This window comes from Bacillus sp. FSL K6-0073 (assembly GCF_038006085.1).
GTDB lineage: Bacteria > Bacillota > Bacilli > Bacillales > Bacillaceae_G > Bacillus_A > Bacillus_A cereus.
Window position 1 is genome coordinate 3410648 of sequence record NZ_JBBOUN010000001.1, and the last position, 23558, is coordinate 3434205.

Sequence of the window (23558 nt, forward strand, 5' to 3'; positions counted from 1 at the left end):
TTATCATTCCTATTTTTCTATATTTATTGATACATTTTCATCGCTGAAAGTATTCTTTTTATTTTTTGACCAGATGGTTGCTAATATTGGCCCTGCAATGTTATGCCATACTGCCGCTAATACACTTGGGAGTGCAGCAACCGGTCCAAAATGCAAAATACTTTCCAGCTATATTACTTATCGCTTCTAGTACTTTCATCCACTCAGCCCCTATCTTTTAATTGAAACACCTTATTCGGATTCAAAATATTTTGCGGATCAAGAGCTTTCTTTATTTTCTCCATTACAAATAATGCCGCCCCATGTTCTTCTTCTTGATACTTTCGTTTTCCGATTCCAACGCCATGTTCTCCTGTACACGTTCCTCCTCGTTTAAGAGCATACTGAACGATACTTTCATTTATTTCGTCTGCCTTCTTCACTTCCTCCTTATCATTTGTGTCAATCATTAAGAGTACATGGAAATTCCCATCCCCAACATGACCGAGAATACCGCCAATAAGCCCTACTTTATGTAATACCTCTTTCGCATGTTGAATCGCTCCAGCTAATTCCGAAATTGGTACACATACGTCTGTACTCATTAGCTTTTTACCAGGATAACTATGCACGTAAGAGTACGCTAAGTTATGTCTTGCATCCCACAGCTTATTTCTCGCTGCTGTTTCCGTCTCAAACGCAATTTCTATACATTTATGATCAAGAACGATTTCTTTCGTAAATTCAATATCTTGCTTTAACCCTGCTTCATTGCCGTGAAACTCTAAAAACAGTGTCGGTTCTTCTCTGTAACTTGTTTCATTGTAATAATTTACTTGTTTCATAGATAATTCATCAACGAGTTCAATTCTCGCGATTGGAATACCTGCTTGTAATATGTTAATTACAGCTTCTACTGCATCATTTATAGTTGGAAACGATGCCCTCGCAGCCATAACATGTTCTGGTATACCGTATACTTTTAAAGTTAACTCCGTGAAACATCCAAGTGTTCCTTCTGAGCCTATGAAAATACCATTTAAATGATAACCTGATGATGACTTCGCCGCTAAATTCCCGGTATGTATTACTCCTCCATCAGCAAGAACGACTTCTAAATCTCGAACTTGATCACGCATTACCCCATACTTTACCGCTGTCGTTCCGCTCGCATTTGTAGCAGCCATTCCTCCTAACGTTGCATCAGCTCCTGGGTCTACACTAAAAAATAATCCATACTTTTTCAATTCTTTATTAAGCTGAGAGCGCGTCACCCCTGGCTGTACTCTCACAAGAAAATCCTTTTCTCTTATTTCAAGTATTTTGTTCATAAGAGAAAAGTCCATTGTAATTCCTTTTTCGTAAGGAATTACATGTCCCTCTAAACTGGACCCTACTCCAAATGGAACGACAGCTGTTCCGTGCTGAATCGCTATTTTCATTATCGCGCTAACTTCTTCGGTCGTTTTTGGAAAAACAACTACATCAGGCAAACTACTACTATGGTAAGATTCATCTTTACTATGTAACTCTCGTACTGTCATATTTATTACTACTCGATCTTCAGGAAGTATGCCTTTTAATTCATTTACTACATGTTCAATTGTTATTTCCATAATCAACTCTCCTTTTTAATTTTAAAACAAGTATACCATCTTTATACAAAATAATTAGAAAAATAAGATTATTAAAACTGAACATACAAAAAAGAACCTGCAGCACACGCTACAAGTTCTTTTTCACTATATTTTAAACGATTTCTTTATTAACAACATAAACCAAATTAAAGTAACTGCCATCAACGAATGAGAAAACCCTACAATATAAGTTAACCCTTTAAAGTCAGCTCCATTTAACTGAAGAAGCCCTCTCGCTGCTAGCGAACCTAACATTAATGTTAATGCAATGTTATGTAAAACAAACCACTTATTAAACCCTTGCACTTCATGAAACGCGAATACTTTTGCTAATCCTAAAGCAATTAAAAAGAAGAAAAAGCCAAGTACAAGTGTATGTGTATGCAAAAGATTTAACAAAGTAGATCCTAAAATCCCTTTATACTTACCATACTCCCTAGCGAAAATCCCTGATAATAAACCGATAATCAAATACGTAAACGATGCATTATATAATTTCTTCATTATGTACCTCCTTGAGTAGAATGTGTAGTGTGTCATATTTAGTAATAATGATAGTTATATAGTAAAAACTCCTAGTCACCTAGGAGTCATTGTATAAGCATCTCACTCTTTACAATTAATCCTAATTATAAGATATCTCTCTATACAAAACAAACGAACTTTATGTGAACAAACACCCCCATTAAAATATGTTGCACTTTTGTTTTACACAATCCATACTAATTGTTATAACTTTTTAAAGGTGGTGTAATTATTGATAGTTCTTGAAACTGAACGTCTTAACCTTCGTTGGTTTGATATAAAAGACGCTCCTTTTATTCTTGAATTAGTAAACGATCCTGCATGGATTCAGTTTATCGGTGACAAAGGAGTTAGTAACTTAGAAGATGCAAAAAATTATATTGTAAACGGTCCCATCGATATGTATAACAAACTTGGATTTGGCCTTTACTTAGTAGAACGAAAAAAAGATCTCACTCCACTTGGTATGTGTGGCCTTATTAAAAGAGATTCATTAGAAGACGTTGATATCGGATTTGCCTTTTTAGAGACATTCCGTTCAAAAGGATATGGCTACGAGTCAGCTTCTGCAATAATCGAATACGGTATACAAAAGCTCGGCATGAAACGAATTGTAGCAATTACTTCTATAGATAATATCGCCTCAGGAAAGCTTTTAGAAAAAGTAGGATTACGATTTGAGAAAATCATTTCAGATTCAGGAGAAGATTTAAAATTATTTGGGTATAACGCATAGTAAAGAAGGTCGCCGTGAATCGCGACCTTCTTTACTATTTTACTGATTTTGTAATACTATTTTTAGTTACATTATAGTTGCATCAATTCTTGTGATTACTAATATCCCTTTCATATCACATTTTTGGAACTTTATAGAAATAAAACTTCCACATTTAAATAAATTATATTAATATATCAAATAAAGGAAGTGAGAATAAATGGAACAACCGCTATTTTTATTAGTTCTTCAATTCATTGCATTCATATTAATCATTTGTATCGTATATGGAATGTTGTACAATACCGTATTAAATTTAAATATGCCTAAATGGACTGCACATATAGTAGCTACGGTCTTTTCCCTTGGTATTACCTATCAAGCTTTTATAAATTTTATTTGAAAAACTTTTGTAGCAATTACTTCTATTGTTGATGCAGTAAAGCTTTTAGAAAAAGCAGGATTGCAATTTGAGAGGGTTATTTCAAGATCAGAAAACGTAACCATTTTTTATACAGTCTTTCCAGCGCAAAATAGTGAAGAAGTTAGTTCCGCTGAAAGTGTGTTTGCATAAAAAGAAATGAATTTAATTAATGCTACAAAAATTTTATTTTAATTCTGGTTCTATTGTTTGGAATCGTTCTAGGGTACCATTTGTGTGGACTTTAAAAATTTTCATTTGCGCACCAAAATGTTGCGTTAAGTAAAATGTATCACCAGTTATTAAATTTCCAATCTTCCAATCAGGTTGATATGTACTTTCCATGGAACTTTCTAAATCCCCATTCATTATTAAATTGATATATAATGAAGATGAACTACTCAACATTTTCGTTAAAGATAGTCTATCAACCTCTAACTACCTAATGAACTCAAGTAAACACATCTTCAGTCATTTTAAGAGGTACAAAAGGCACCCTTTCGGGTGATTTTTGTATAAAAATTCTTTTTTTTATATTCGATACCAACCACGAACCTTTTTAAAATAATAGTATCATTATGTCTCCTTTTTAGAGATTATTTTTAATTACCTTTAATTTTTTGCACCAGAACCGGAAAATCCCTGACTACTCGAAATATCAACTATCAGGTGCTAATATTCAATAACGCGTACTGAAAATGATTAAACATTTTTATAAATCCGTGGAACATTTAAGAAATCAATTTTTCTCTTATCGAAATTTAATTAGCTTACAGTAATACAGTGGTCATATATTTTTAAGAATAACGGAAGAATATATAGAAATTGCTACAGAAATGTGAAGTTTAATTAATTTAGGAGGAACAAACTTGTTTAATCAGCTTGTAAAAGTTATACCGAATTTATTTACGATTGGAAATTTATTGTGCGGTGTTTTCTCAATCACCTTGAATATGAGTGAATATTTAGGAACAGCCTCCATTCTCATTTTCTTTTCAGCTGTTTTAGATTTTCTTGATGGAAGAATTGCGAGAAAATTAAAAGTGAACAGTGAGTTTGGCGTAGAATTGGATTCCTTAGCTGATATTGTTAGTTTCGGCGTCGCTCCTGCGCTTTTATTTCATACGATAGCAACACCTTCTATTTTAACTTCTTTGGCATTTATCCTATTCCCAACAATGGGTGCTTTAAGATTAGCTAAATTTAGTATTAAACCAACTATTGGATATTTTAAGGGATTACCTATTCCAGCTGCAGGATTATCATTGGCTGGTATGGCATTGTTTTCATATAGTAATGCATGGATTACTTTAATCCTCGCCCTCTTAATGGTAAGTCCCATTAGGTTTAAAAAATTTTAATGAAGGTCACGCCCAACGCCATTAAGGAGCATTTTAAATGGATTTAACGCGTCAATAAGTATAAAAAAGCAGGACAATAATATTAAATTAGGTGCCCTTCGAAAAATTAAAACCTTGTATTTATGGCTATTGGGTTAATCCATCGATATGTTATTCTGAAACGTCAGTCCACTTTTAACAGGAGCTCCCTTTATCAAGAGAGCTCCTGTTCTTATTTCTTCTTCTTTTCTGTCGGTTGGCTTTGTTTAGCAAAATTAGATGAATCATCAAAATTCGTTTGCTTTTTACCAGCATTATTACTTCTACCTTTTCCCATATGTAATGCACCTCCCCTCCCCCTTACTATTCCCAATAAAAAAATTCTCTTGCATCCAAGAGAATTTTAAATTGGGTTCTTATTGATAATACCTAAGTACTTCCAACACTGCCATTCCATAAAAGATGGATCCAATGTTAAATTATTTAATGCTAAAACAAATATTACATTTTCATATTTAACTGGATAATCAATTAATAATCCTAATGTATTTCCTGAATCTGCGACAATTATGATTCCCTTTTCTAACACGTCATCTATAACTTCTTTTAATTATTCTTACCTAGCATATAATATTTTCCTACACATTGAGATTGCATGTTGTATAAGGAAGCCCTTCTTCTTTCCATGCAAGAAATCCTCCCTTTAAATTCACTACTTCCTTTATACCAGCTCTTTGTAAAATACTAGCTGCTATAGCGGAACGTAATCCGGTTCGACATTGCAAAACTATTGGAAAATCTTTCGGTATATAATCTAGTTGTTCAAATAGATTACCTAAAGTGATATGTATTGCATCATGAAGGTGTCCTTCCTCCCACTCTTTTTTACTACGCACATCGATAACCTTAACGCTTCCACCTTTTATATGCGGATATAATTCAATCGATGTTTTTTCTTTGTAACTTTCAAATCTATCAAGTCTTTGTATTACTTTTAAGGGTGCAAAAGCAATAATATTATCTAACCCAATAGATTCAAATTCTCTAATAACTGCCTCTACTTTAACTTTTTCCTCATCTAGAATTATTAAAGTTTCTTTTTTATAATCTAATAACCATCCACACCAAGTTGTGAAAGAATTGTTATAAGGTATGTTAATTGACTTCTCGATATGACCTGCAGCAAAACTCTCTACATCCCTTATATCAACTATTTGATAAACGCTCTTCAAAATTTCTTGAAGTTCTTCTACTGTATTAATAGCAGTACTTTTTCTCTTCTTACGAATTGGCGGACCATACTTATTTAAATTCTTCATTAATGAAAAATACTTTGGAGGCTCTGGCTGTCCCGTCAATAAAGTCGATATAAAATCACTTTCTTCATTACACCGAAATGCCCAATTGAACATCTTTTCATAACCTAATGTAGAAGTTGGAATTGCTCCTAATGCTTTTCCACATGCGCTTCCTGCACCATGTGATGGCCATATTTGCAAATAATCAGGAAGTATTTTTATTTTTTGTATAGAGTCAAATAATTGTTTTGCTCCTATTTTTGCAGTATCTTTCATACCGACTGCAGTTTCTAATAAATCCGGCCTTCCTATATCTCCTACAAATATAAAATCACCTGTGAATATCCCTATCGGCTTATCATTCGTATAGTTATTTTGACTTGTATCAGTTACTAAAAAAGAAATACTTTCAGGCGTATGCCCTGGGGTGTGAATTACATTAAATTTTATATGACCTACTTTAAACTCTGTACCCTCTCTAACCAATTTGTATCGACCTTCGTTAAGATATTGATATTTCCAATCACAATCTCCTTCATCAGATACATATAAATTTGCATGATAAAGAGTAGAAAGTTCTCTAGACCCAGAAAGAAAATCAGCATGAATATGAGTCTCAGCCGCAGCAATTACTTCCATCCCCTCTTTCTTAGCAAATTCTATATATTGTTCTATATAGCGACTAGGATCAATAACGATTGCTACGCCTTCTTTCTGACAACCGACTAAATAGGAAGCATGTGCTAATTTTTCATCATAAAAATATTTTAAAAGCATATCTATTCCCTCCAATTAGTTATTTCAAATTGATTTTCAATTTTTGTAACCACTTTTTATCTTCTCCTATAGAATCCCTTTCAACATTAAATTCCAATACATATATGGCAACATATATCTTTTAAGTAAAAACATACTATACCTTTCTTTCGCTTGATTAAATGGAAACGTTTCTTGTGGCTCATGTTCATAGTTAAATTCAGCGAGTATAAGACTTTTATATCCTGTAATAATCGGACATGATGTATATCCATCATATTTAGCCTGTAAATCTCTTCCGCTAAGTACGTCCATAATATTTTGTTTTAAGACGGGTATTTGTTTTCGAATTGCTGCTCCAGTTTTAGAGGTAGGTAAATTGGTACAATCTCCAAGTCCAAAAATATTTTTATATTGCACATGCTGCAAAGTATAAGGGCTTATATCTACCCATCCCTGATGATCACTTATCTCACTCTCTTTAATAAAATTAGGTGGCCCCATTGGTGGAACAACATGTATCATACTATATGGTACGGTTTCTCTTTTTAGTGTTTGCGTATCTTCAAAAATTGCCTCTCTCTTTTCGGCGATAATTTCCACTAGATTTTTATTATAATTCGTTATAATTTGCTTTCTTTCTAGTACTTGTTCTAAAGTATTTGCATATCGTGGAACCTGAAATATGTTATTGTTTGCAGAATAAAACATTACTTCACTTCTGTTTCTTACACCACTATTACAAAAATACTCCTCTGCTAAGTACATAATTTTTTGTGGAGCACCACCGCATTTAATAGGAGTATTAGGGTGGGTAAAAAGCGCATTTCCTCCTTTAAATTTTTCGATTTCTCTCCAAGTAGAATCAACAGATGTATAAGAATAATTGCTACATACCCCATTAGTGCCAATAGACTCTTTTAAGCCTTTAATACTGTCCCAATTTATTTGTATACCAGCTGCTACAATAAGAATTTCATATTCAAGTAACAGTCCGTCATCTAAAAGTATCTTATTTTCAGATGGAAATAACTTAACAACACTTTTAGGGATCCACGTTGCCCCTTTTGGAATAAGCGATTCCTGATTACGCATCGTACTTTCCTTTGAAACAATTCCTCCCCCCACTAAACTCCATAGTGGCTGAAAGTAATGTTTTTTTGATGGATCAATAATTGCTATACTTTCTTTAAATAGGGGTACATTTCGTAATAAATGTGCAGTAGAAGATAGTCCTGCTGTCCCAGCACCAATTACAATAATTTTATAACTATCTCTGATCTTCATTATCCTCTTCCTATCTAAAATTGATTTTTAAATTAACTAATTAGTAGCCATTTTTTCATCGTAGTAACATTATTATAAGTTAAAAACACCATAGTTTTATCTGATTTAAATGAAAATTTTGTTAATTTTACCATCAACATTACTATATGCGTAAATCCCCTATGTTACTTCCATATTTTAGTTTTAATATTAAAACTTTATATTTTTATATAAAATAAAAATAATATATTAAAATACTTTTCATGAATCCGGATAAGTAATGTTTAAAAAACAACAATTTTACTACAGTAATCAAGAACAGTTTTCTAAATTAAGTTACTGCAGAAAATATAACTCTGGCGCAATATCTCTACCAGCTTTCATTCCAATAATAACTCCATGATATAACATCAAAGATGAAATCCCTCAACTTAGGTATTTGACTTTTTAAATTTATACAAATGTCTTAGCTCTATGTACTGTGATATATAGGTCCACATCAATATGTTATTGCATCATATACTGAACAGATAATTTAAATTACTTTTATAAAGGATGATGAGGATGAACCTAGAAGATATACAAAAATCCTATGGCGTAATTGTAAGTTTAGGAGGATTGTGTCAAGTCACCAACCAAATCAAAAGACACAATTTAAGAACATTTTCTGGACCTTTAGATTGGTTTTATTATCCATCACTTTCAGATGTAAACAGATTACTTCAAAATCGATTTAAAAAATTTATGAAGTTGGAAAATATGATTATAGAAGGTTCAGAAAGTTACGGTCTTATTGAATCAGAATTTGATAATCAAATTAAATGGGCAGAACGAATTACCTACTGTATAAAGGACACTTATTATAATTGTTTTTCAATGCATGATTTTCCTATTAATTCAGAAAAGGATTTGAAATCAACCTATCCTTCTTTTAAAGCTAAATTAGACACTAGAATTAATCAATTCCTTGAAAAAATAAATAGTAGTGAATCCATTTTATTCATTAGAATTTGGGGAAATCGAGATGAAGCGGTTGAATTACAAAACGTATTATCTAAAATTACAAATAAGGATTTTAATATCCTTATTGTTAATTTCAAGGAGGGTATATCTAATATTGTTGAACAAAATTGGGGAATATCGCGGGTTTGTTCAATTGAACTCCCACGTTATCAGGATAGATGGGAAGGTGATGATTCCGATTGGGATGTTATTTTAAACAAAATAACATTAACTTAATAATTTCCTTCTTACTTTTAACATGATTTGGCCCGTAAAATCAAATAGGTGTAGAGAAATAAAATTCCTGTCTAATTGATACACACTTAATTAACAAAACGTTCATATAATAATTCGTAAGTCCTTCTTTATTGAATAAATAGTTCTTTACAAAATTAGTTCCATCACTAGAGCACCTTTATGCGGTGCTCTTTTTTGAATTTATAAAATGTAAAAATAGTTGTTCCATTTTCCTTCAAATGACTAATTCCCTTTGTTATTCTTCTGTTGATTTCTGTATAATCATTTATGCGATCAGCATATTCTGCTTATGTAGTGCATTCACGACTACTTACTTCCATACTTTATCTTATATTTTGTCTTCTTGGATATTTCATTATAAGCTTCTTCAATTCCCTTGATTTCCTTCCCCTTCTTTTATCTTAAGAACAAGCAATTTCTTTCATTAATATTAAATAAACTAAAGCATAGATTTTAAAAGAACCTAATTTACATATAATTAATGATAAACTACAATGTGTATTCTCCACGTTTAATCAGCATCTGAATTATAAATCTAACATATTTTTTTTAGTTGATTGTCATTATGGTACAACCGTGTATACATTTACCAAACAAATTACATAGTTTAAATTAGTAAAATATATAGAGAGGAAGGAAATAAATCTATGAAAGTCATAATTTTGTGTGGCGGAAAAGGGCTTCGGATGCAAGGAATTTTAGAGGACATTCCCAAACCATTAGTTCGAGTTCAAGGAAAGCCTCTCCTCTTGCATATAATGAATTGGTATAGAAAATATGGACATTCTGATTTCATTTTGCCCTTAGGATATAAAGGTGAGAAAATTAAGGAATATTTTATGGACTTTAGCTGGAAAGAGAATGACTTTAGTTTGAATTTTAAAACCAGTCAATATACGCTACTTCAGAAATTAGAAAATTGGAATATACACTTTATAGATACAGGAATTGATACAATGACCGGGGCAAGACTAAAAAAACTTGAATCCTTTGTACAGGGTGAAACCTTTTTATTAACTTATGGTGACGGATTAGCCAATATAGATATTGATCAACTAATAGCATTCCATAAAGAAAAAGGAAAAATTGCTACATTAACTGGAATTAAAAAAAATAGTCAATACGGCCTATTGGCGGTCGAAGATGGAATTGCTATTGATTTTAAAGAAAAACCATTACTTGATGAAGTAATTAATGGCGGTTTTTTTGTATTTAACAAAGAAATATTCGATTATTTAAGTAATAATGATGATTGTGTTCTAGAAGAAGATCCTCTTCGAAATTTAATAAAAGACAATGAGCTCGCAGTCTATGAACACAATGACTTTTGGGCTAGTGTCGATACACCTAAAGATTTAAAAACTGTAAATGAAAGTTGGAATCCAAATAAATTTTAGTGGAGAGGACTGAATAAGCATTGAACTCTAATGATAAAAAAATAAGTTTACCTCGATTGTATATCCCCTCTAATGAGAAAATAGTTAACCCACTTTCAACAGGAATTAAAGCTTCAAATCTCTCCAAAAAAAATACTCAAAAAAGAATTAATCCCCAATTCTATAATCAACAACATGATCTAAATAATCATTTCTGCGTCATTGTAGGTAGTGAGTATGTCTTGAAAATTATTGCTTTACAGCAATCATTAATGCAGTACTCAGAAAAATTCACATTGTGGATTTGTTGTATAGATCCTTTTGTATATTCACTATTAAAAGAAATGAGTTTAATTAATGTAAACCTTTTACAAGTTGAAGAATTGGAAGATCGTGAATTAAAAGCAATTAAGAGAAAAAGAAAAGTAAATGAATATTGTTGGACTTTAAAATCTGTCTTGATAGAATATTTATTGGTCAATTATGATTTACCATCTATTCTATATTGTGATGGTGATTTATGCTTTTTCTCTGACCCTAATATTATTTTTGAGGAATGGGGTGACCATTCTATTTTCCTAACCCCCCAAAGAGATCGTGATTGGGTAGAAAAAATGTATGGAAAATATCAGGCTGGTCTAATTGGATTTAAGAATGATCTCTATGGACTAAAAAGTGTAAGATGGTGGAAAAATAAATGTATAGATTGGTGCAGTGCCGAGGCTGAGGAGGGGAAATTTGGAGACCAAAAGTATTTAGATTATATCCCTATATATTTTCCAAAAGTAAAAATTTCAAATAACTTAGGTATAAATGCTGCGCCTTGGAACTGTATATATAATAACGATTATAAAATTGACAAGACTAAAAACGATATATTTATTGAAAACGACAAACTAGTTGTTTACCATTTTGCATGTATTACTATCTTTACTGAAAATGATTTTGATCTTTGGTCTTTGGGAGAAATTTCAATACCCAATAATATATTAAACCATATTTACACTCCATATTTAGAGAGAATTCAATTTGTTTTAAAGCAATTAAAGGATAAATTCAATAAAGATACTAAACAATTTTTAAGTAAAAAAGATATAAATAAAGCTCAAACTTTATATAAAGATTCACAATTAAGAAGAAAAATGAATCAATCCAATCATTTTATGAACTTTTCCATGATTATAAGTAAAGAACGATTAATCCAAGGATTGACTTCTTATTATTCCTTAGAAAATTTCAACGCTAAATTTACTGTATGGATTTGTTGTATGGATGATCTAACGTATCAAATATTAGAGAAATTAAAATTAAAGCACGCCATACTAATTCCGGTAAAGGATATTGAAAATCATGAACTCCTCAGTATAAAAAATGATAGAAGTTTACAAGAATATTGTTGGACATTAAAAGCGCCCCTATGTCTACATGTCCTTAGTCTTTATCCGGAAGTTGATCACATTATATATTGTGATGCTGATATGTATTTCTTTACAGCACCTAATATCATTCTTGATGAATGGTGGAAGTACTCTGTATTCCTTTGCCCTCAAAGAAGCTCTACTGAAATTGAAAGCATACACGGTATATACCAAGCTGGTTTAGTAGGCTTCAAAAATGATCAAAATAGTAAAGAAATTTTAACATGGTGGAAAGATAAATGCCTAGAATATTGCAATAATCAATATGATGTTGAAATGAATAGATGGGGTGACCAAAAATATTTAAATCACATTCCTAACATCTTTTCTAATATAAAAATCATGACTCATAAAGGTATTGATGCAGCACCTTGGAATGTCATTTTAAATAGCAGTTCTATATCCAAAACAGATAATAAAGTTTTTATTGATCAAGATGAATTAATAGCTTTTCATTTTGGAAGTATGCAAATTATTAATCCAAATGAGTTCGATTTATGGAAACAAGAAACTTTAGAATTACCTCCAGCAGTTTTAGATTATATATACATTCCTTATATTGAACAATTGAACAAGACATGTCATACCCTTCATAATACTTTTCAAAAATCTCCCTCCTCTTTATTTGCTGACCAAATTGATACAACAACAATAAAAAATTATTTTAAATACCCCTCCCCTCATCACAATTAAGACTGATACTTTCCTTATTTAAAAATAAATCTATTTATTTCAGCAACTAAAAATACATCTTAATAAAGGATAGATTATCACTATGATTGCTTCATTTAAAAATAAAACTTTCCTTATTACTGGTGGATACGGTTTTATTGGTTCTCACTTGGCACGAAGACTTTTAAATTTACAAGCAAAAATTGTTCTTTTCATAAGAACACCATCAAACTCTTGGAGACTAAAGGATATTCTAAAATATATTGAAACCTATGAAATAGATATACGAGATAAAAAACAAGTACAAGATGCAATAAAGAAAATTAATCCCGATTATATCTTTCACCTGGCAGCCTATGGTGTAAATTCTGCCCATACAGATTACATCCATGCTATAGAAACAAATGTTATAGGGACTTGTAACATTATTCAAGCAGCAAAATTGGTGAATTGTAAAAAAATCATCAATTTTGGGAGTAGTTCTGAATACGGTAACAAGATGGAACCTATTCATGAAAATATGTTACTAACTCCTGTGGACATCTATGGAAGTACCAAAGCTGCTGCTACTATACTGGCCCATCAAATTGCTAGCGAAAACAATATTAATCTTATAACATTAAGACCTTTTGGCATATTCGGAGAAGGCGAAGAGCCGCATAAAATTTTTAGCTATATAATCTTGCGAGTATTACAAAACAAAGATGTAAATTTAACTTTATGTAATCAATTAAGAGATTATTGTTATATAGAAAATGTAATAGATGCCTGTATCCTAGCAGTAGAAAATACTACTGTACAAAATGAAATCTTTAATATTGGGAGCGGCACTATTCACCCCTTGAAACATTATGTAGAATTATTATTCAAACATTTGAAAACCAATTCCAGACCAAATTACGGTGCAATTTCCTCTAGAACAAATGAAAGATGGGTTCCTGAAGCGGATGTGCAAAAAATAAAAAACTCTCTTTCCTGGGAACCTAGAATTAATATTGAAGAAGGAATTATAAAAACTGTTAATTGGTATAAAAATAATAAACATTTATACCTAACTCCCTAAAAATAGGGTACTAAAGGAGGTGGACTAATTGTTAAACCAAAACTTTAATAATGCTTTTTACGGAAAAAGAATTTTAATTACTGGACATACTGGTTTTAAAGGTTCTTGGTTATCCCTATGGTTGAATGAATTAGGTGCTGCTGTAATCGGATATTCATTAGATCCTAAAAATAAAAATGATAACTTTAACATTACTAACCTTCAAAATAATATAATTGATATTCGTGGAGACATTAGAGATTTTAATAAATTAAATAAGGTTTTTACAGATTATAAACCTGAAATTGTATTCCATTTAGCTGCCCAACCTCTAGTTAAGTATTCATATGAATATCCTAGAGAAACATACGAGGTAAACGTTGTAGGAACTATGAATGTACTAGAGGCAATTCGATTACATGAATCAGCTAAAATAGGAATTATGGTGACAAGTGACAAGTGCTATGAAAATAAAGAATGGCCTTGGGGTTATCGTGAAATTGACCCTATGGGCGGCCATGACATATATAGCTCAAGCAAAGGATGCTGCGAACTTTTAATTTCTTCCTATCGTAATTCTTACTTTTCAGAAGAAAAATTTTCTCAACACAAGAAAATAATTGCAAGTGTTCGAGCTGGTAATGTAATTGGTGGTGGTGATTGGTCAATAGATAGAATTATTCCCGATTGTATACGAGCATTAGAATCAAACAAAAAGATTATTATTAGAAATCCTACTGCTATTAGACCCTGGCAACATGTACTAGAACCTTTAAGCGGGTATTTACTCCTTACAGAAAAAATTATAAATAATGGTATCCTTTTTTCAGGAGCATGGAACTTCGGGCCATCCCTAAGCAATATTGTTTCAGTAGAAAAATTAGTGACCAGTTTACTAGATATTTGGGGCTGCGGGGATTGGACAGCAGAAAATATAGGTCCAATAAATTTTCATGAAGCAAATTTACTAAACCTTGACACTAGCAAAGCAAAATTCAATCTTAATTGGCAGCCAAAATGGTCCCTACAACAGACTTTAGAAAATACAATAGAATGGTATAAACATTATAATTCTTACACCAGTTCTGAGATGAGAAATCTATGTATTAGCCAAATCAAACAATATTGCATGCTTTGAACTACTCCCACTTACCCATACTTGCTGTGAGTTCCTTATGGAGGGAGTCTTCTTGGTTAAAATAATAAAAGATACATTAATTTTTATAGTCTAAATTATAAACCTACTATACCTAAAATTATGTGATTGTACATTAACAAAAATTTTATTTCTTCGGTTATTTCAAATCAACTATTGACATTATATTGAAGAATAAAGGAATCACTTATTTTTCTAGTGATTCCCTTGTTCTGAGAAAATAATGTCTTGCTTTAACGACAATACAGTATATGTGATTATTAATTTATTTGTTCTAGTTATGAAAAAATCTATTCCTGTCAAAAGAGCTTTCTTCAAAGAAAAACTTCCTTTTTTCTCTACTTATCCTACTCGAAAAGTAAATAATGTTATTTTTCAGATGATTACATCTACTATTTATAGAATTACACTGAGCTTTAACAAGTTTATGCTTATATATTGATTCTCTTATTTATTATCACCAATGTTGATGAATTTATGCATAGCTTATTCTATACACAAATAGCTTTTTGAATTATCTTTTCAGAATAAATAAAGGAGACTTTCTCTTTTATGCACTTTCCCCTTACCATTCTTAAATTTCCCTTTAATCAACAATAAGAACAAATCTTCAATATAGTACATCTTCTTTGAACTACCCCCACTTTCACTTCGTTTAGAAGTGAGGGATTCCTAAGTAAAGAGTTCTATCGAACTCTAATTGATTAGGCTAACCCCGCAGTCCTTGCGGTTAGAAGCCTTATCGCTTCACTCTTTAGATTGATACTTGCGTTAATATCCCTATCATGGTGTGTACAACAAGAAGGACAGTCCCATTCACGTAGGTTTAGATTTTTAACGTCTTTATTTTGATATCCACAACAAGAACATAATTGGCTGGAAGCAAATGTTTTCGATACGACAATGACTTGTTTGCCATACCATTTTGCTTTGTATTCTAACATTGATCGAAATTGCAACCAAGATACCTCACTAATTGCTTTTGCTAACTTATGATTCTTTAACATATTCGATACTTGCAAATCCTCTATACCGATAACATCGTGGTTTTTGATGATTTCAGTTGAAATTTTGTCCAAGTAATCTTTTCTAGTATTTGATATGTATTCATGAATTCTAGCTACCTTTACTCGTTGTTTATTCCAGCGAGAAGATCCTTTCATTCTTCTAGAAAGAACACGCTGTGCTTTCGCCAACTTATCTTCTAATGATCGGAAAAATTTCGGATTTTCATAGTGTGTTCCATCTGACAAAATAGCGAAATCTTTTAGTCCTACATCTATTCCAATGTAAGAATGTGTTTTCGGAAGTTCTTGTACTTCTGTTTCAACTAATAGTGACACAAAATATCTACCAGAAGGGTTCTGTCTAACTGTAGCATTTACAATACGCCCCTCTACTTCGCGACTTTTGGCAAATCGAACAAGGCCTAGTTTCGGCAACTTTATTTTGTTCCCTACAACGGCAATGTTTTCATTTGTTTGTTTTGTGGTATAAGATTGTACGTTGTTCTTCTTAGATTTAAAGCGCGGTGCGCTGTTTTGTTTTTTGAAAAAGCGCGTATAAGCATCCGCAAGGTTGCGAACAGACGACTGAATCGCAATACTATCCACTTCTTTTAGCCAAACAAGCTCTTTCTTCATGGCAGGTAGTTTGGCAGAGCATATACCATAGGTCAAGCCTTTTCCTTTTCCTGTCTCTTTGTATACGTGATCCCATAAGGATAGAAAATGATTGAATACAAAGCGAGAACACCCAATCGTTTTGTTGATTAGAATTGCTTGTGCTTGATTTGGATAGATACGAAACTTATAGGCTTTATTAATCATTATTTGATTCACCTCCATTTCGCTATATGACTATTATACACCAAACATATATTCGATAGATAGTAGAGTAATACTTTCTATATGTCGAACAATTAAGATGGCTTCCTGCCATCTCTTGTTCGAGGCCAATTCATCTCCCGCCTACTCACTGGACTGTGACCCTTCACGCTCCTTGAGGAAGGAGTCTTCTTGGCTAAAATGATAAAATAAAACAAAACCATACGTAAGATAATTTTACTATTACAAATAATGACATAGTCTGTTTCACCTTTTACATTATCTAAAAAAGAACTTGTAGGAATTCTTACAAGTTCTTTTTTATTTCCTTTATTCTCTTCTTATTTACATACGCAAGATTTATACATTTGGTGGTGATACATACTATATTTATCCGATAAAATAATCTAAAAATTAACACATAATTGATCGTTTTAAGAAAAAGAAATTTCATAAATCTTCAATCACAGTTTCTAAGTTCACCTGATAGAACGTATAAAGACTCAGATCATCTTTTGATAATTTTTGGATGCTTTATTCTAAGCATATTCGACACGAATTGATTATTTTTTATGAATTTTCTTGAAAAATATTGTAATATCACTCCATTTTTTCTTCTATTTTGTTATGATGTTTATAATTAAATTGGATTAGGATTTTTTTAGAAAATGGGGGCGTATATTATGAGTGTCTCAGTAAAAGGAAATGAGCAATTAACCTCTCTATTGAACGACTGGTATCGATCTATGCTATCTCAGCAAGTTATAAAAGCTACTAATCTAAAAAAGAAAATTGATGAAAAAATTAATAAGTTAAGCATTGAACCGAATCAAGAGCATCAGGATCAAAATTTGTTACTATACTATTCACTACTCGAATTTCGTTACAAGGTCTTAACAGATAGCCTTGGTATTCAACAAAATAGTTTTGATACTATTAGCGATTATGATATGCCTACAGATCAATTTCTACAATTCTATTATCATTTTTTCAAATCCATTCATTCCACTTTTATATCAAATTATACTGAGGCAGAGGAACATTATAAACTAGCAGAAAAAATATTGGTAGCTATACCAGATGAAATTGAACACGCCGAATTTTACTATAGAATTGCTACTTTCTATCACCATACCTATAACAATCTCGCTTCTATCGAATACGCAAATAAATCGAGAGCAATCTTTTCAAAGTACGAAGGTTATGAAGTAAAAACAGCCTTTTGTAATAGTTTGCTAGGTGGTTGCTGCATCTATTTAAAACAGTACGAACAAGCAGAAGAATATCTACATTGTGCAATTGATTTACTACAAAAAAATAGGGAAGAAGATTCCTTGTTATACGTAAAAAATACTATGGGGTGGCTGTATTCTGATCAAAGTATGTCTACTTTAGCTATTCGTCACCTTTCAGAAGTAACAGAGAAAATCCCTACACACTTCAAGGCCATCTTCCTACAAGCTAAGGAACATTATAAGTTAGGAGAACAATCAACGGCCAGCCAACTCATTGATAAGGGACTACAGATTTGCAGAGAAATTCATAACGAAGAATATACACACCACTTCTCTATTTTAAAAAAATTAAACGAAAATATTCCATTGGAAGAATTAGAAAAAATCATTCAAGAAGGAATCTTATACTTTGAGGAAGAAGAATTATGGGAATATGTTGTCGAATACGCCGAATTATTTGCCACAAAATGTAGACAATTAGAGAACCACCAAAAAGTAAGTGACTATTTCCATATTTGTTATCAAGCAAGACAAAAATCAATCGCAAAAGGAGTGTTAAAATAATGAAAAAAATTAGTTTATTATTATCAGGCATTGCTTTTATTGGGGTATTAACGGTGGGAATTTTTCAGTTTTCTAAAACAGATCAGCTTGCTACTCATGGGCATTATCCTGCTCCTTCATATAGTGTTGGCGATTATAGTGGTGCACCACCACAAATTTAATGTAAATGTATTTAAAAACCCTCCAAATGGAGGGTTTTTAAATGGCTTATCTGCCTGTTCAATACGCATAGAGAGTACATATTATACTTATTTACTATGTTATAAGATTTTTCATTTCCACTCTGTAACAAGATTCTAGCATTCTCTCCTAGAATCTCAACTTAAATCTTAAATCCACCAATTAACTCTTGAAGTTCTTCCGCCATCTGTGCTAATTGTATTGCTGAAGAATTTATCTCTTCCATAGAAGCATGTTGTTCCTCAGATGAACCAGCTATCGTTTGCATACTTGAAGAATTTTCTTTTACAGCCATAGCTATTTGATCAATCGATGTATCAACTTTCATTGCATCAGTTGTCATTTTATTTGATAGTTCTACCATACCATGCACTTTTGATACAATATCATTTGCAGATTTTGAAATCTCATAAAAACTTTGTTTTGTATCATTCGCAACCTTAATTCCCGACTGTACTTCTACGCCTACTTCATTCATAGCTTTTACAGTCTCATGTACGTCTGCTTGTATTTCCTTAATTAAACTTCCAATTTCCATTGAAGATTCGGATGATTGCTCCGCCAACTTTCTAACTTCATCAGCAACAATTGCAAACCCTCTCCCCTGTTCCCCAGCTCTAGCTGCTTCAATCGCTGCATTCAATGCTAATAAATTTGTTTGTTCCGCAATATTTTGAATCGCTTCTAATATACTGCCAATTTGCTGTGATTTCTTATCTAATAATTTTATGACATTATCGGATTGAGAAACAGAGTGATGGATAGACTGCATTTGTGTTACAGTTTGTTCTACTAATTGTTCACCTTCATTGGCTTTTTGTTTAGTGTATATGGATGAAGCCGATACTTCAGAAGCATTCTCAGCTACGTATTGAATATTTCGTGTTACCTCACCAATTAATTCAGCTCCAGACTCAACTTCATTATTTTGAACCTCTGCACTGTTCGAGATTTCTTCCATCTCTTTTGTAATTTGTTCTGTCGCAACACTTGCTTGCTCTACACTAGCAGTTAGTTCCTCAGAAGACGCAGCTACATGTCCTGCAGATGTGTTAATTTGAGAAATAATATTACGTAACGACTCTGCCATTGTATTGAAACTACCACCTAATTGACCAAGTTCATCCTTTGAACGAATATCTATTTTCTCGGTTAAATCTCCTTGACTAATTCTTTGAGCTGAAATGACTAATTGTCTTAGTGGAGTAATTATAGATTTGAGTATGAATAGAATTACAATTCCACCTAACAATAATGAAGCACCTATTATAGTGAGCGTTTTATAAAAAATAGGATTGGTAGCTTCTTCAATTTCTTTCGTAGGCATTACGCCAGCTATTTTCCAACCTGTTTTTTTATTTGTCTTAAAGCTTATGTTTCGATCTTCACCATTGAGGCTATAAGTAATTACTCCATCTTCTGTCTTGTACAATTCATCCACTAAAGTTTTATCTAATTTCTCTCCAGGTTTTAGTGATGGATGAACAACTATAGTTTTATCTTGACTAACTATAGATACAAATCCTTGCTTCCCAATTTTTATCATTTTGGATGTTTTTACGATATCTTTAATATTCAAATCTACGCCAATGACACCACTTTTATCTGCATTCTGCTTTGCAATTGCAATTACCATATTTCCTGTAGACTTTGATTTATAGGGAGATGAAACAATAATCTCTCCATTTGCTTTTACTGCATCCTTATACCAACTACTTTCTAACGGATTAAACCCTTCTGGTATTTTTCCAACAGGTGCATGAATAAATTGATTGTTACTGGATGCCGTATAAATCGTTTCTATCTCTGGATGTAACTGTATATATTGATCAAATTTATTCTGTACATTTTGCGATTGTTCAGGATTATAATCCCCTTGTGTGAGTACCTTTGCAAAATGAGTGATATCTGTATGCTTATTTTCTAATTCATCATCAACAATCTTATCTAAAATACTTATATTATCTTTTGCAGATTGTAGAATTGTTTCATTAAGATCTGTTTTTGCTTTATTATAAGATGATACTCCTACGATAAGGCTTGGTATAATTAATATTGCTATAAATGCCATAGACAACTTCGTTTTAAGCTTTATTTGCCCCAATCTTTCTTTTATATTAAACACTAGCTACTTCTCCTTTTCATTTTTACTACTTATATAGTTTATTTAAATTTTTCTCCTTTACTTTTCCACATTCATTTATGGTACCATTCGAAATGAAACCACAATTACATCCCATTATCCATACTTTATAATTTAAAGATTTAATTTTCACAGACAGAGTTTTATCTGTTCTCCTTTCGAATATGTTATTTTTCTAGATTCAGCAATTATTAGACTACGAATTATTCCAAATAAACTTGATGCAACAAATACTTCATTTAAAAAATAATTATTGGATTTGTTTGGATAAAAATCTAGTTTAGCGCTAATCCAATCGGATGAAATTCTTACCATAATACATTCACTAAACATAAATAAGTAAATTTATTTCTTTTAATACTTATATTTAACTGCCTTTTAACCATTCTAACTGTATTATTTCATCGTTTTATCTATTTATTACAACCACTTTTGTTTTATTAAATCACTAAACTATAAATTCTAAATAGGAGAATAAAATAAATTAGAGAATTACATTGTAACATATATATATAAGTTGTTAATATTAAAATTTAAAACTTTACTATTTTTCATATGCAATATTACATGCGAAAAGCCATAATTTTTTTGTTATACTATGCATGTGGATTTTTCATCCAAAATCCACCCAAACGCATATTTATGTATATGCCACCCTAATTGATGAAAGTGAGAAGAGTGTTTATCATTTTTCTCACTTTTTTATTTAGGCTCTGTTAATATTGATTATTGATAAAAAGTATTAAATAAGGGAAGACACCTTAGAGTTGGTGCTTCCCTTATTTGTTGATTATTCAAATCTAAAATAGGTATTTTCTAAACCTATTCTTTGCTTTAATGTTCTGCCCAAAGCATAATTATTTGGTAATTCTTTTTCAATGACACAAATAATATAACCTGCTTTTCCTGTTGTTAAATTAGTTAGTTGTAAGTAGTTAGTGTTGTCGTAGATATAAGAAATAATATATTCATAGAAATTATTTTCTTTATCTTCTCTATTCATACCAACATTGTACAACCTAACTCTTGCTCCTACCCAAATTTCCTCATCATCATCAACATTACTTAAAGGCATCCATTTCGAGTTATCCAATATTTCACCCTTTTCTTAATTCATTCGTTTATACACGAATGTTGCTAGACACAAACTATCATAAGCATCCGTCATTTCATTGATTAGACGACCACCGACAGAGAAAAAAGACTCAACATAGCTTTTTACCCATTGAAACACTTGCTCTTTTAGTTATTTTTACATTTTGAATCTAAGAAAATGAATTCCCTTATAAAAACTCTAACAGAGAATCTTCCTTCCAAATTTCACCTAGGGAATTATTTGTTTTCCAAAAAAACTACCAACATCTTTATCAACTCATTTTAGAATATTTAAACAATAATTCCATATACATTACCTGCATAAATTATTCATTTTCTTTTATATAAGACCTACCTTTTTACTTTTAATAGATTATTAGACATTGGATTATTATACATAAATCCCAAAAACATGCGGTATTTTGTAGAATTTTGTCTATCAATATGTATGTACACCCTTTTGTAGTGGATATAGACTGTGAGGTGTAAGGAGATACCTTACAAAATAATAAAAAGGAGATTATAGAATGAGTAGATTAACAAAATTCTCAAAGTTAGTATTTGCAACTTTAATCGCGGGAAGTAGTCTAAGCACCTTTGTTTCGTCACACAGTGTACAAGCTGACACCTTAGATCCTAATTACCAAGACAATATAAAATTCATACCACCTTCTAGTGCTAGGCCAAAATTGGAACAAAAAAACACTATTGTTCCAGAAGCAAAAGTTGTTAAAGACCATTATGTAAAGTACTCTAAAGCACATTTCCAAACTAAAGAAAGTATACCAAAAGAGATTTATTATTCTTCAGAAGGCTTTAAGGGCTATATACAGGCAAGTACCGTTTGGGATATGGGAGATCATTTCGCAACACTATATTCCGGAACCGTTATTCGATGTTAGACTTTTAATCCATTCTCCCCTAATGCTTAAAATGGTTAATAACTCACTGCCAATACTGTAATATCTATTGTTCATAAAATAAACCACAAAATCTTTCGATTTCATGGTTTATCAAATATAAAGATAATGCTAAACGAATACTCTAACATTACCTTCCCCAAAGTTAATTATAGAGTATTTTCAAAAAAAAGACACTCTTGTAGTGTCTTTTTTATAGTATTTTAAAAAGAATTCCACCTACTAACACCTTTTTGTTGCACCTATTCGTTTATTTCAATATGATACTTTTCCATCTCGTATATGCAATAGACAATGATAGCTAAACTCCAACTGACACTATAATAATTATGTGTGTAGAAGTCATAGCCCGCTTTAATACCTTTCTCTATTACAACTAATGTAAATCCTAAAGCCACCCATCTGTTAATTTTCATCTTTATAAACGTTAAAGAGATAATTATTAAAAATAAAATATTTGTAAGATGATTTATCATTAGCTCATATTTTTGAATGTATACTGCCATTATACAAGCAACGATATTAGTCGCAATGCCAAAGGCAATCACCGCTCCCCAAACCCTGTCCGAAAGTCCCACTCCTGAGTCAGTCCCTTCCTAAACAAATATCCCTTTCTTTAATTCGTTCCTACACCCTATTCAAGATATGCTAAATTATCCTTGTCTGATGAATATCTATTTATCTTTTCATATAGAGCAAACAAAATCTTTACTCATAATTTTTTCTTTATTAGA

At 31.6% G+C, this 23558-nt stretch carries 20 protein-coding genes and 1 pseudogene; 11 read left to right on the forward strand and 10 right to left on the reverse strand.

What is annotated here, in order from left to right; genetic code table 11:
• Positions 1-9 precede the first annotated feature (9 nt).
• From MHB52_RS17765 to MHB52_RS17775, 3 genes and pseudogenes are all read right to left on the reverse strand, one after another.
• Positions 10-153 (reverse strand): annotated as a pseudogene (locus MHB52_RS17765) (bile acid:sodium symporter family protein); the annotation flags it as partial.
• A 50-nt stretch (positions 154-203) separates the two neighbouring features.
• Entirely contained in the window at positions 204-1595 is a 1392-nt protein-coding gene (locus tag MHB52_RS17770) for an FAD-binding oxidoreductase (RefSeq protein WP_061664921.1), read from the reverse strand.
• 126 nt (positions 1596-1721) lie between these two features.
• Complete coding sequence (locus MHB52_RS17775) at positions 1722-2120, reverse strand: DUF2871 family protein (RefSeq protein WP_061664920.1); 399 nt, start codon at positions 2118-2120, stop codon at positions 1722-1724.
• 253 nt (positions 2121-2373) lie between these two features.
• Between MHB52_RS17775 and MHB52_RS17780 the strand changes: the two genes are divergently transcribed.
• A complete protein-coding gene (locus MHB52_RS17780; RefSeq protein ID WP_061664919.1) occupies positions 2374-2877 on the forward strand; it encodes a GNAT family N-acetyltransferase in 504 nt (167 codons plus the stop codon).
• Between the two features lie 199 nt (positions 2878-3076).
• Complete coding sequence (locus MHB52_RS17785; protein ID WP_000437513.1) at positions 3077-3259, forward strand: hypothetical protein; 183 nt, start codon at positions 3077-3079, stop codon at positions 3257-3259.
• A gap of 204 nt (positions 3260-3463) precedes the next feature.
• Here MHB52_RS17785 and MHB52_RS17790 read toward each other — a convergent pair whose 3' ends face one another.
• Positions 3464-3646 carry a DUF5065 family protein gene (locus MHB52_RS17790; RefSeq protein WP_044795318.1) on the reverse strand — a complete coding sequence of 61 codons (183 nt, stop codon included), beginning with the start codon at positions 3644-3646 and terminating at the stop codon, positions 3464-3466.
• Positions 3647-4146: 500 nt separating this feature from the next.
• Between MHB52_RS17790 and pssA the strand changes: the two genes are divergently transcribed.
• A complete protein-coding gene (gene pssA, locus MHB52_RS17795) occupies positions 4147-4638 on the forward strand; it encodes a CDP-diacylglycerol--serine O-phosphatidyltransferase (RefSeq protein WP_000483083.1) in 492 nt (163 codons plus the stop codon).
• Positions 4639-5255: 617 nt separating this feature from the next.
• Here the strand turns inward: pssA and MHB52_RS17800 are convergent.
• Positions 5256-6692, reverse strand: a complete 1437-nt coding sequence (locus MHB52_RS17800; protein WP_061663259.1) for an MBL fold metallo-hydrolase — start codon at positions 6690-6692, stop codon at positions 5256-5258.
• Positions 6693-6758: 66 nt separating this feature from the next.
• Entirely contained in the window at positions 6759-7958 is a 1200-nt protein-coding gene (locus MHB52_RS17805) for an FAD/NAD(P)-binding oxidoreductase (protein ID WP_000701886.1), read from the reverse strand.
• Positions 7959-8501: 543 nt separating this feature from the next.
• Between MHB52_RS17805 and MHB52_RS17810 the strand changes: the two genes are divergently transcribed.
• From MHB52_RS17810 to rfbG, 5 genes are all read left to right on the forward strand, one after another.
• Positions 8502-9176, forward strand: coding sequence for a papain-like cysteine peptidase (locus tag MHB52_RS17810; RefSeq protein WP_001047148.1), 675 nt, complete (start codon positions 8502-8504; stop codon positions 9174-9176).
• 668 nt (positions 9177-9844) lie between these two features.
• On the forward strand, positions 9845-10594 hold the full coding sequence (locus MHB52_RS17815) for a sugar phosphate nucleotidyltransferase (RefSeq protein WP_000864432.1): 750 nt from the start codon (positions 9845-9847) through the stop codon (positions 10592-10594).
• Positions 10595-10614: 20 nt separating this feature from the next.
• Positions 10615-12684, forward strand: a complete 2070-nt coding sequence (locus MHB52_RS17820) for a hypothetical protein (protein WP_061663260.1) — start codon at positions 10615-10617, stop codon at positions 12682-12684.
• An 82-nt stretch (positions 12685-12766) separates the two neighbouring features.
• Positions 12767-13726 (forward strand): NAD-dependent epimerase/dehydratase family protein, encoded by a 960-nt coding sequence (locus tag MHB52_RS17825; protein WP_000561952.1) that lies wholly within the window; start codon positions 12767-12769, stop codon positions 13724-13726.
• A 28-nt stretch (positions 13727-13754) separates the two neighbouring features.
• On the forward strand, positions 13755-14843 hold the full coding sequence (rfbG, locus tag MHB52_RS17830) for a CDP-glucose 4,6-dehydratase (RefSeq protein WP_061663571.1): 1089 nt from the start codon (positions 13755-13757) through the stop codon (positions 14841-14843).
• Positions 14844-15565: 722 nt separating this feature from the next.
• Here rfbG and tnpB read toward each other — a convergent pair.
• Complete coding sequence (gene tnpB, locus MHB52_RS17835; RefSeq protein WP_044795248.1) at positions 15566-16690, reverse strand: IS200/IS605 family element RNA-guided endonuclease TnpB; 1125 nt, start codon at positions 16688-16690, stop codon at positions 15566-15568.
• 680 nt (positions 16691-17370) lie between these two features.
• Here tnpB and MHB52_RS17840 point away from each other — a divergent pair.
• Positions 17371-18486 carry a Rap family tetratricopeptide repeat protein gene (locus MHB52_RS17840; protein ID WP_000116962.1) on the forward strand — a complete coding sequence of 372 codons (1116 nt, stop codon included), beginning with the start codon at positions 17371-17373 and terminating at the stop codon, positions 18484-18486.
• Complete coding sequence (locus MHB52_RS17845; RefSeq protein ID WP_000724109.1) at positions 18486-18647, forward strand: hypothetical protein; 162 nt, start codon at positions 18486-18488, stop codon at positions 18645-18647. The genes MHB52_RS17840 and MHB52_RS17845 overlap by 1 nt, the downstream gene beginning before the upstream one ends.
• Before the next feature lie 161 nt (positions 18648-18808).
• On the opposite strand, the gene MHB52_RS17850 is transcribed toward MHB52_RS17845, so the two are convergent.
• A complete protein-coding gene (locus tag MHB52_RS17850; RefSeq protein WP_000481860.1) occupies positions 18809-20791 on the reverse strand; it encodes a methyl-accepting chemotaxis protein in 1983 nt (660 codons plus the stop codon).
• 808 nt (positions 20792-21599) lie between these two features.
• On the reverse strand, positions 21600-21884 hold the full coding sequence (locus MHB52_RS17855; RefSeq protein WP_002024558.1) for a hypothetical protein: 285 nt from the start codon (positions 21882-21884) through the stop codon (positions 21600-21602).
• A 547-nt stretch (positions 21885-22431) separates the two neighbouring features.
• Between MHB52_RS17855 and MHB52_RS17860 the strand changes: the two genes are divergently transcribed.
• Complete coding sequence (locus tag MHB52_RS17860; RefSeq protein ID WP_044795252.1) at positions 22432-22806, forward strand: hypothetical protein; 375 nt, start codon at positions 22432-22434, stop codon at positions 22804-22806.
• A 260-nt stretch (positions 22807-23066) separates the two neighbouring features.
• Here the strand turns inward: MHB52_RS17860 and MHB52_RS17865 are convergent, their stop codons facing one another.
• Positions 23067-23402 carry a hypothetical protein gene (locus MHB52_RS17865; protein WP_000524431.1) on the reverse strand — a complete coding sequence of 112 codons (336 nt, stop codon included), beginning with the start codon at positions 23400-23402 and terminating at the stop codon, positions 23067-23069.
• Positions 23403-23558: the final 156 nt, after the last annotated feature.

Excerpts from the sequence above, each read along its gene's own strand:
- MHB52_RS17805 (WP_000701886.1), bottom strand. The coding sequence starts at position 7,958 with ATGAAGATCAGAGATAGTTATAAAATTATTGTAATTGGTGCTGGGACA.
- MHB52_RS17825 (WP_000561952.1), top strand. The coding sequence starts at position 12,767 with ATGATTGCTTCATTTAAAAATAAAACTTTCCTTATTACTGGTGGATAC.
- MHB52_RS17845 (WP_000724109.1), top strand. The coding sequence starts at position 18,486 with ATGAAAAAAATTAGTTTATTATTATCAGGCATTGCTTTTATTGGGGTA.
- MHB52_RS17815 (WP_000864432.1), top strand. The coding sequence starts at position 9,845 with ATGAAAGTCATAATTTTGTGTGGCGGAAAAGGGCTTCGGATGCAAGGA.
- MHB52_RS17790 (WP_044795318.1), bottom strand. The coding sequence starts at position 3,646 with ATGAATGGGGATTTAGAAAGTTCCATGGAAAGTACATATCAACCTGAT.
- MHB52_RS17810 (WP_001047148.1), top strand. The coding sequence starts at position 8,502 with ATGAACCTAGAAGATATACAAAAATCCTATGGCGTAATTGTAAGTTTA.
- MHB52_RS17775 (WP_061664920.1), bottom strand. The coding sequence starts at position 2,120 with ATGAAGAAATTATATAATGCATCGTTTACGTATTTGATTATCGGTTTA.
- MHB52_RS17855 (WP_002024558.1), bottom strand. The coding sequence starts at position 21,884 with ATGCCTTTAAGTAATGTTGATGATGATGAGGAAATTTGGGTAGGAGCA.
- MHB52_RS17785 (WP_000437513.1), top strand. The coding sequence starts at position 3,077 with ATGGAACAACCGCTATTTTTATTAGTTCTTCAATTCATTGCATTCATA.
- MHB52_RS17800 (WP_061663259.1), bottom strand. The coding sequence starts at position 6,692 with ATGCTTTTAAAATATTTTTATGATGAAAAATTAGCACATGCTTCCTAT.
- MHB52_RS17860 (WP_044795252.1), top strand. The coding sequence starts at position 22,432 with ATGAGTAGATTAACAAAATTCTCAAAGTTAGTATTTGCAACTTTAATC.
- MHB52_RS17840 (WP_000116962.1), top strand. The coding sequence starts at position 17,371 with ATGAGTGTCTCAGTAAAAGGAAATGAGCAATTAACCTCTCTATTGAAC.
- MHB52_RS17770 (WP_061664921.1), bottom strand. The coding sequence starts at position 1,595 with ATGGAAATAACAATTGAACATGTAGTAAATGAATTAAAAGGCATACTT.
- tnpB (WP_044795248.1), bottom strand. The coding sequence starts at position 16,690 with ATGATTAATAAAGCCTATAAGTTTCGTATCTATCCAAATCAAGCACAA.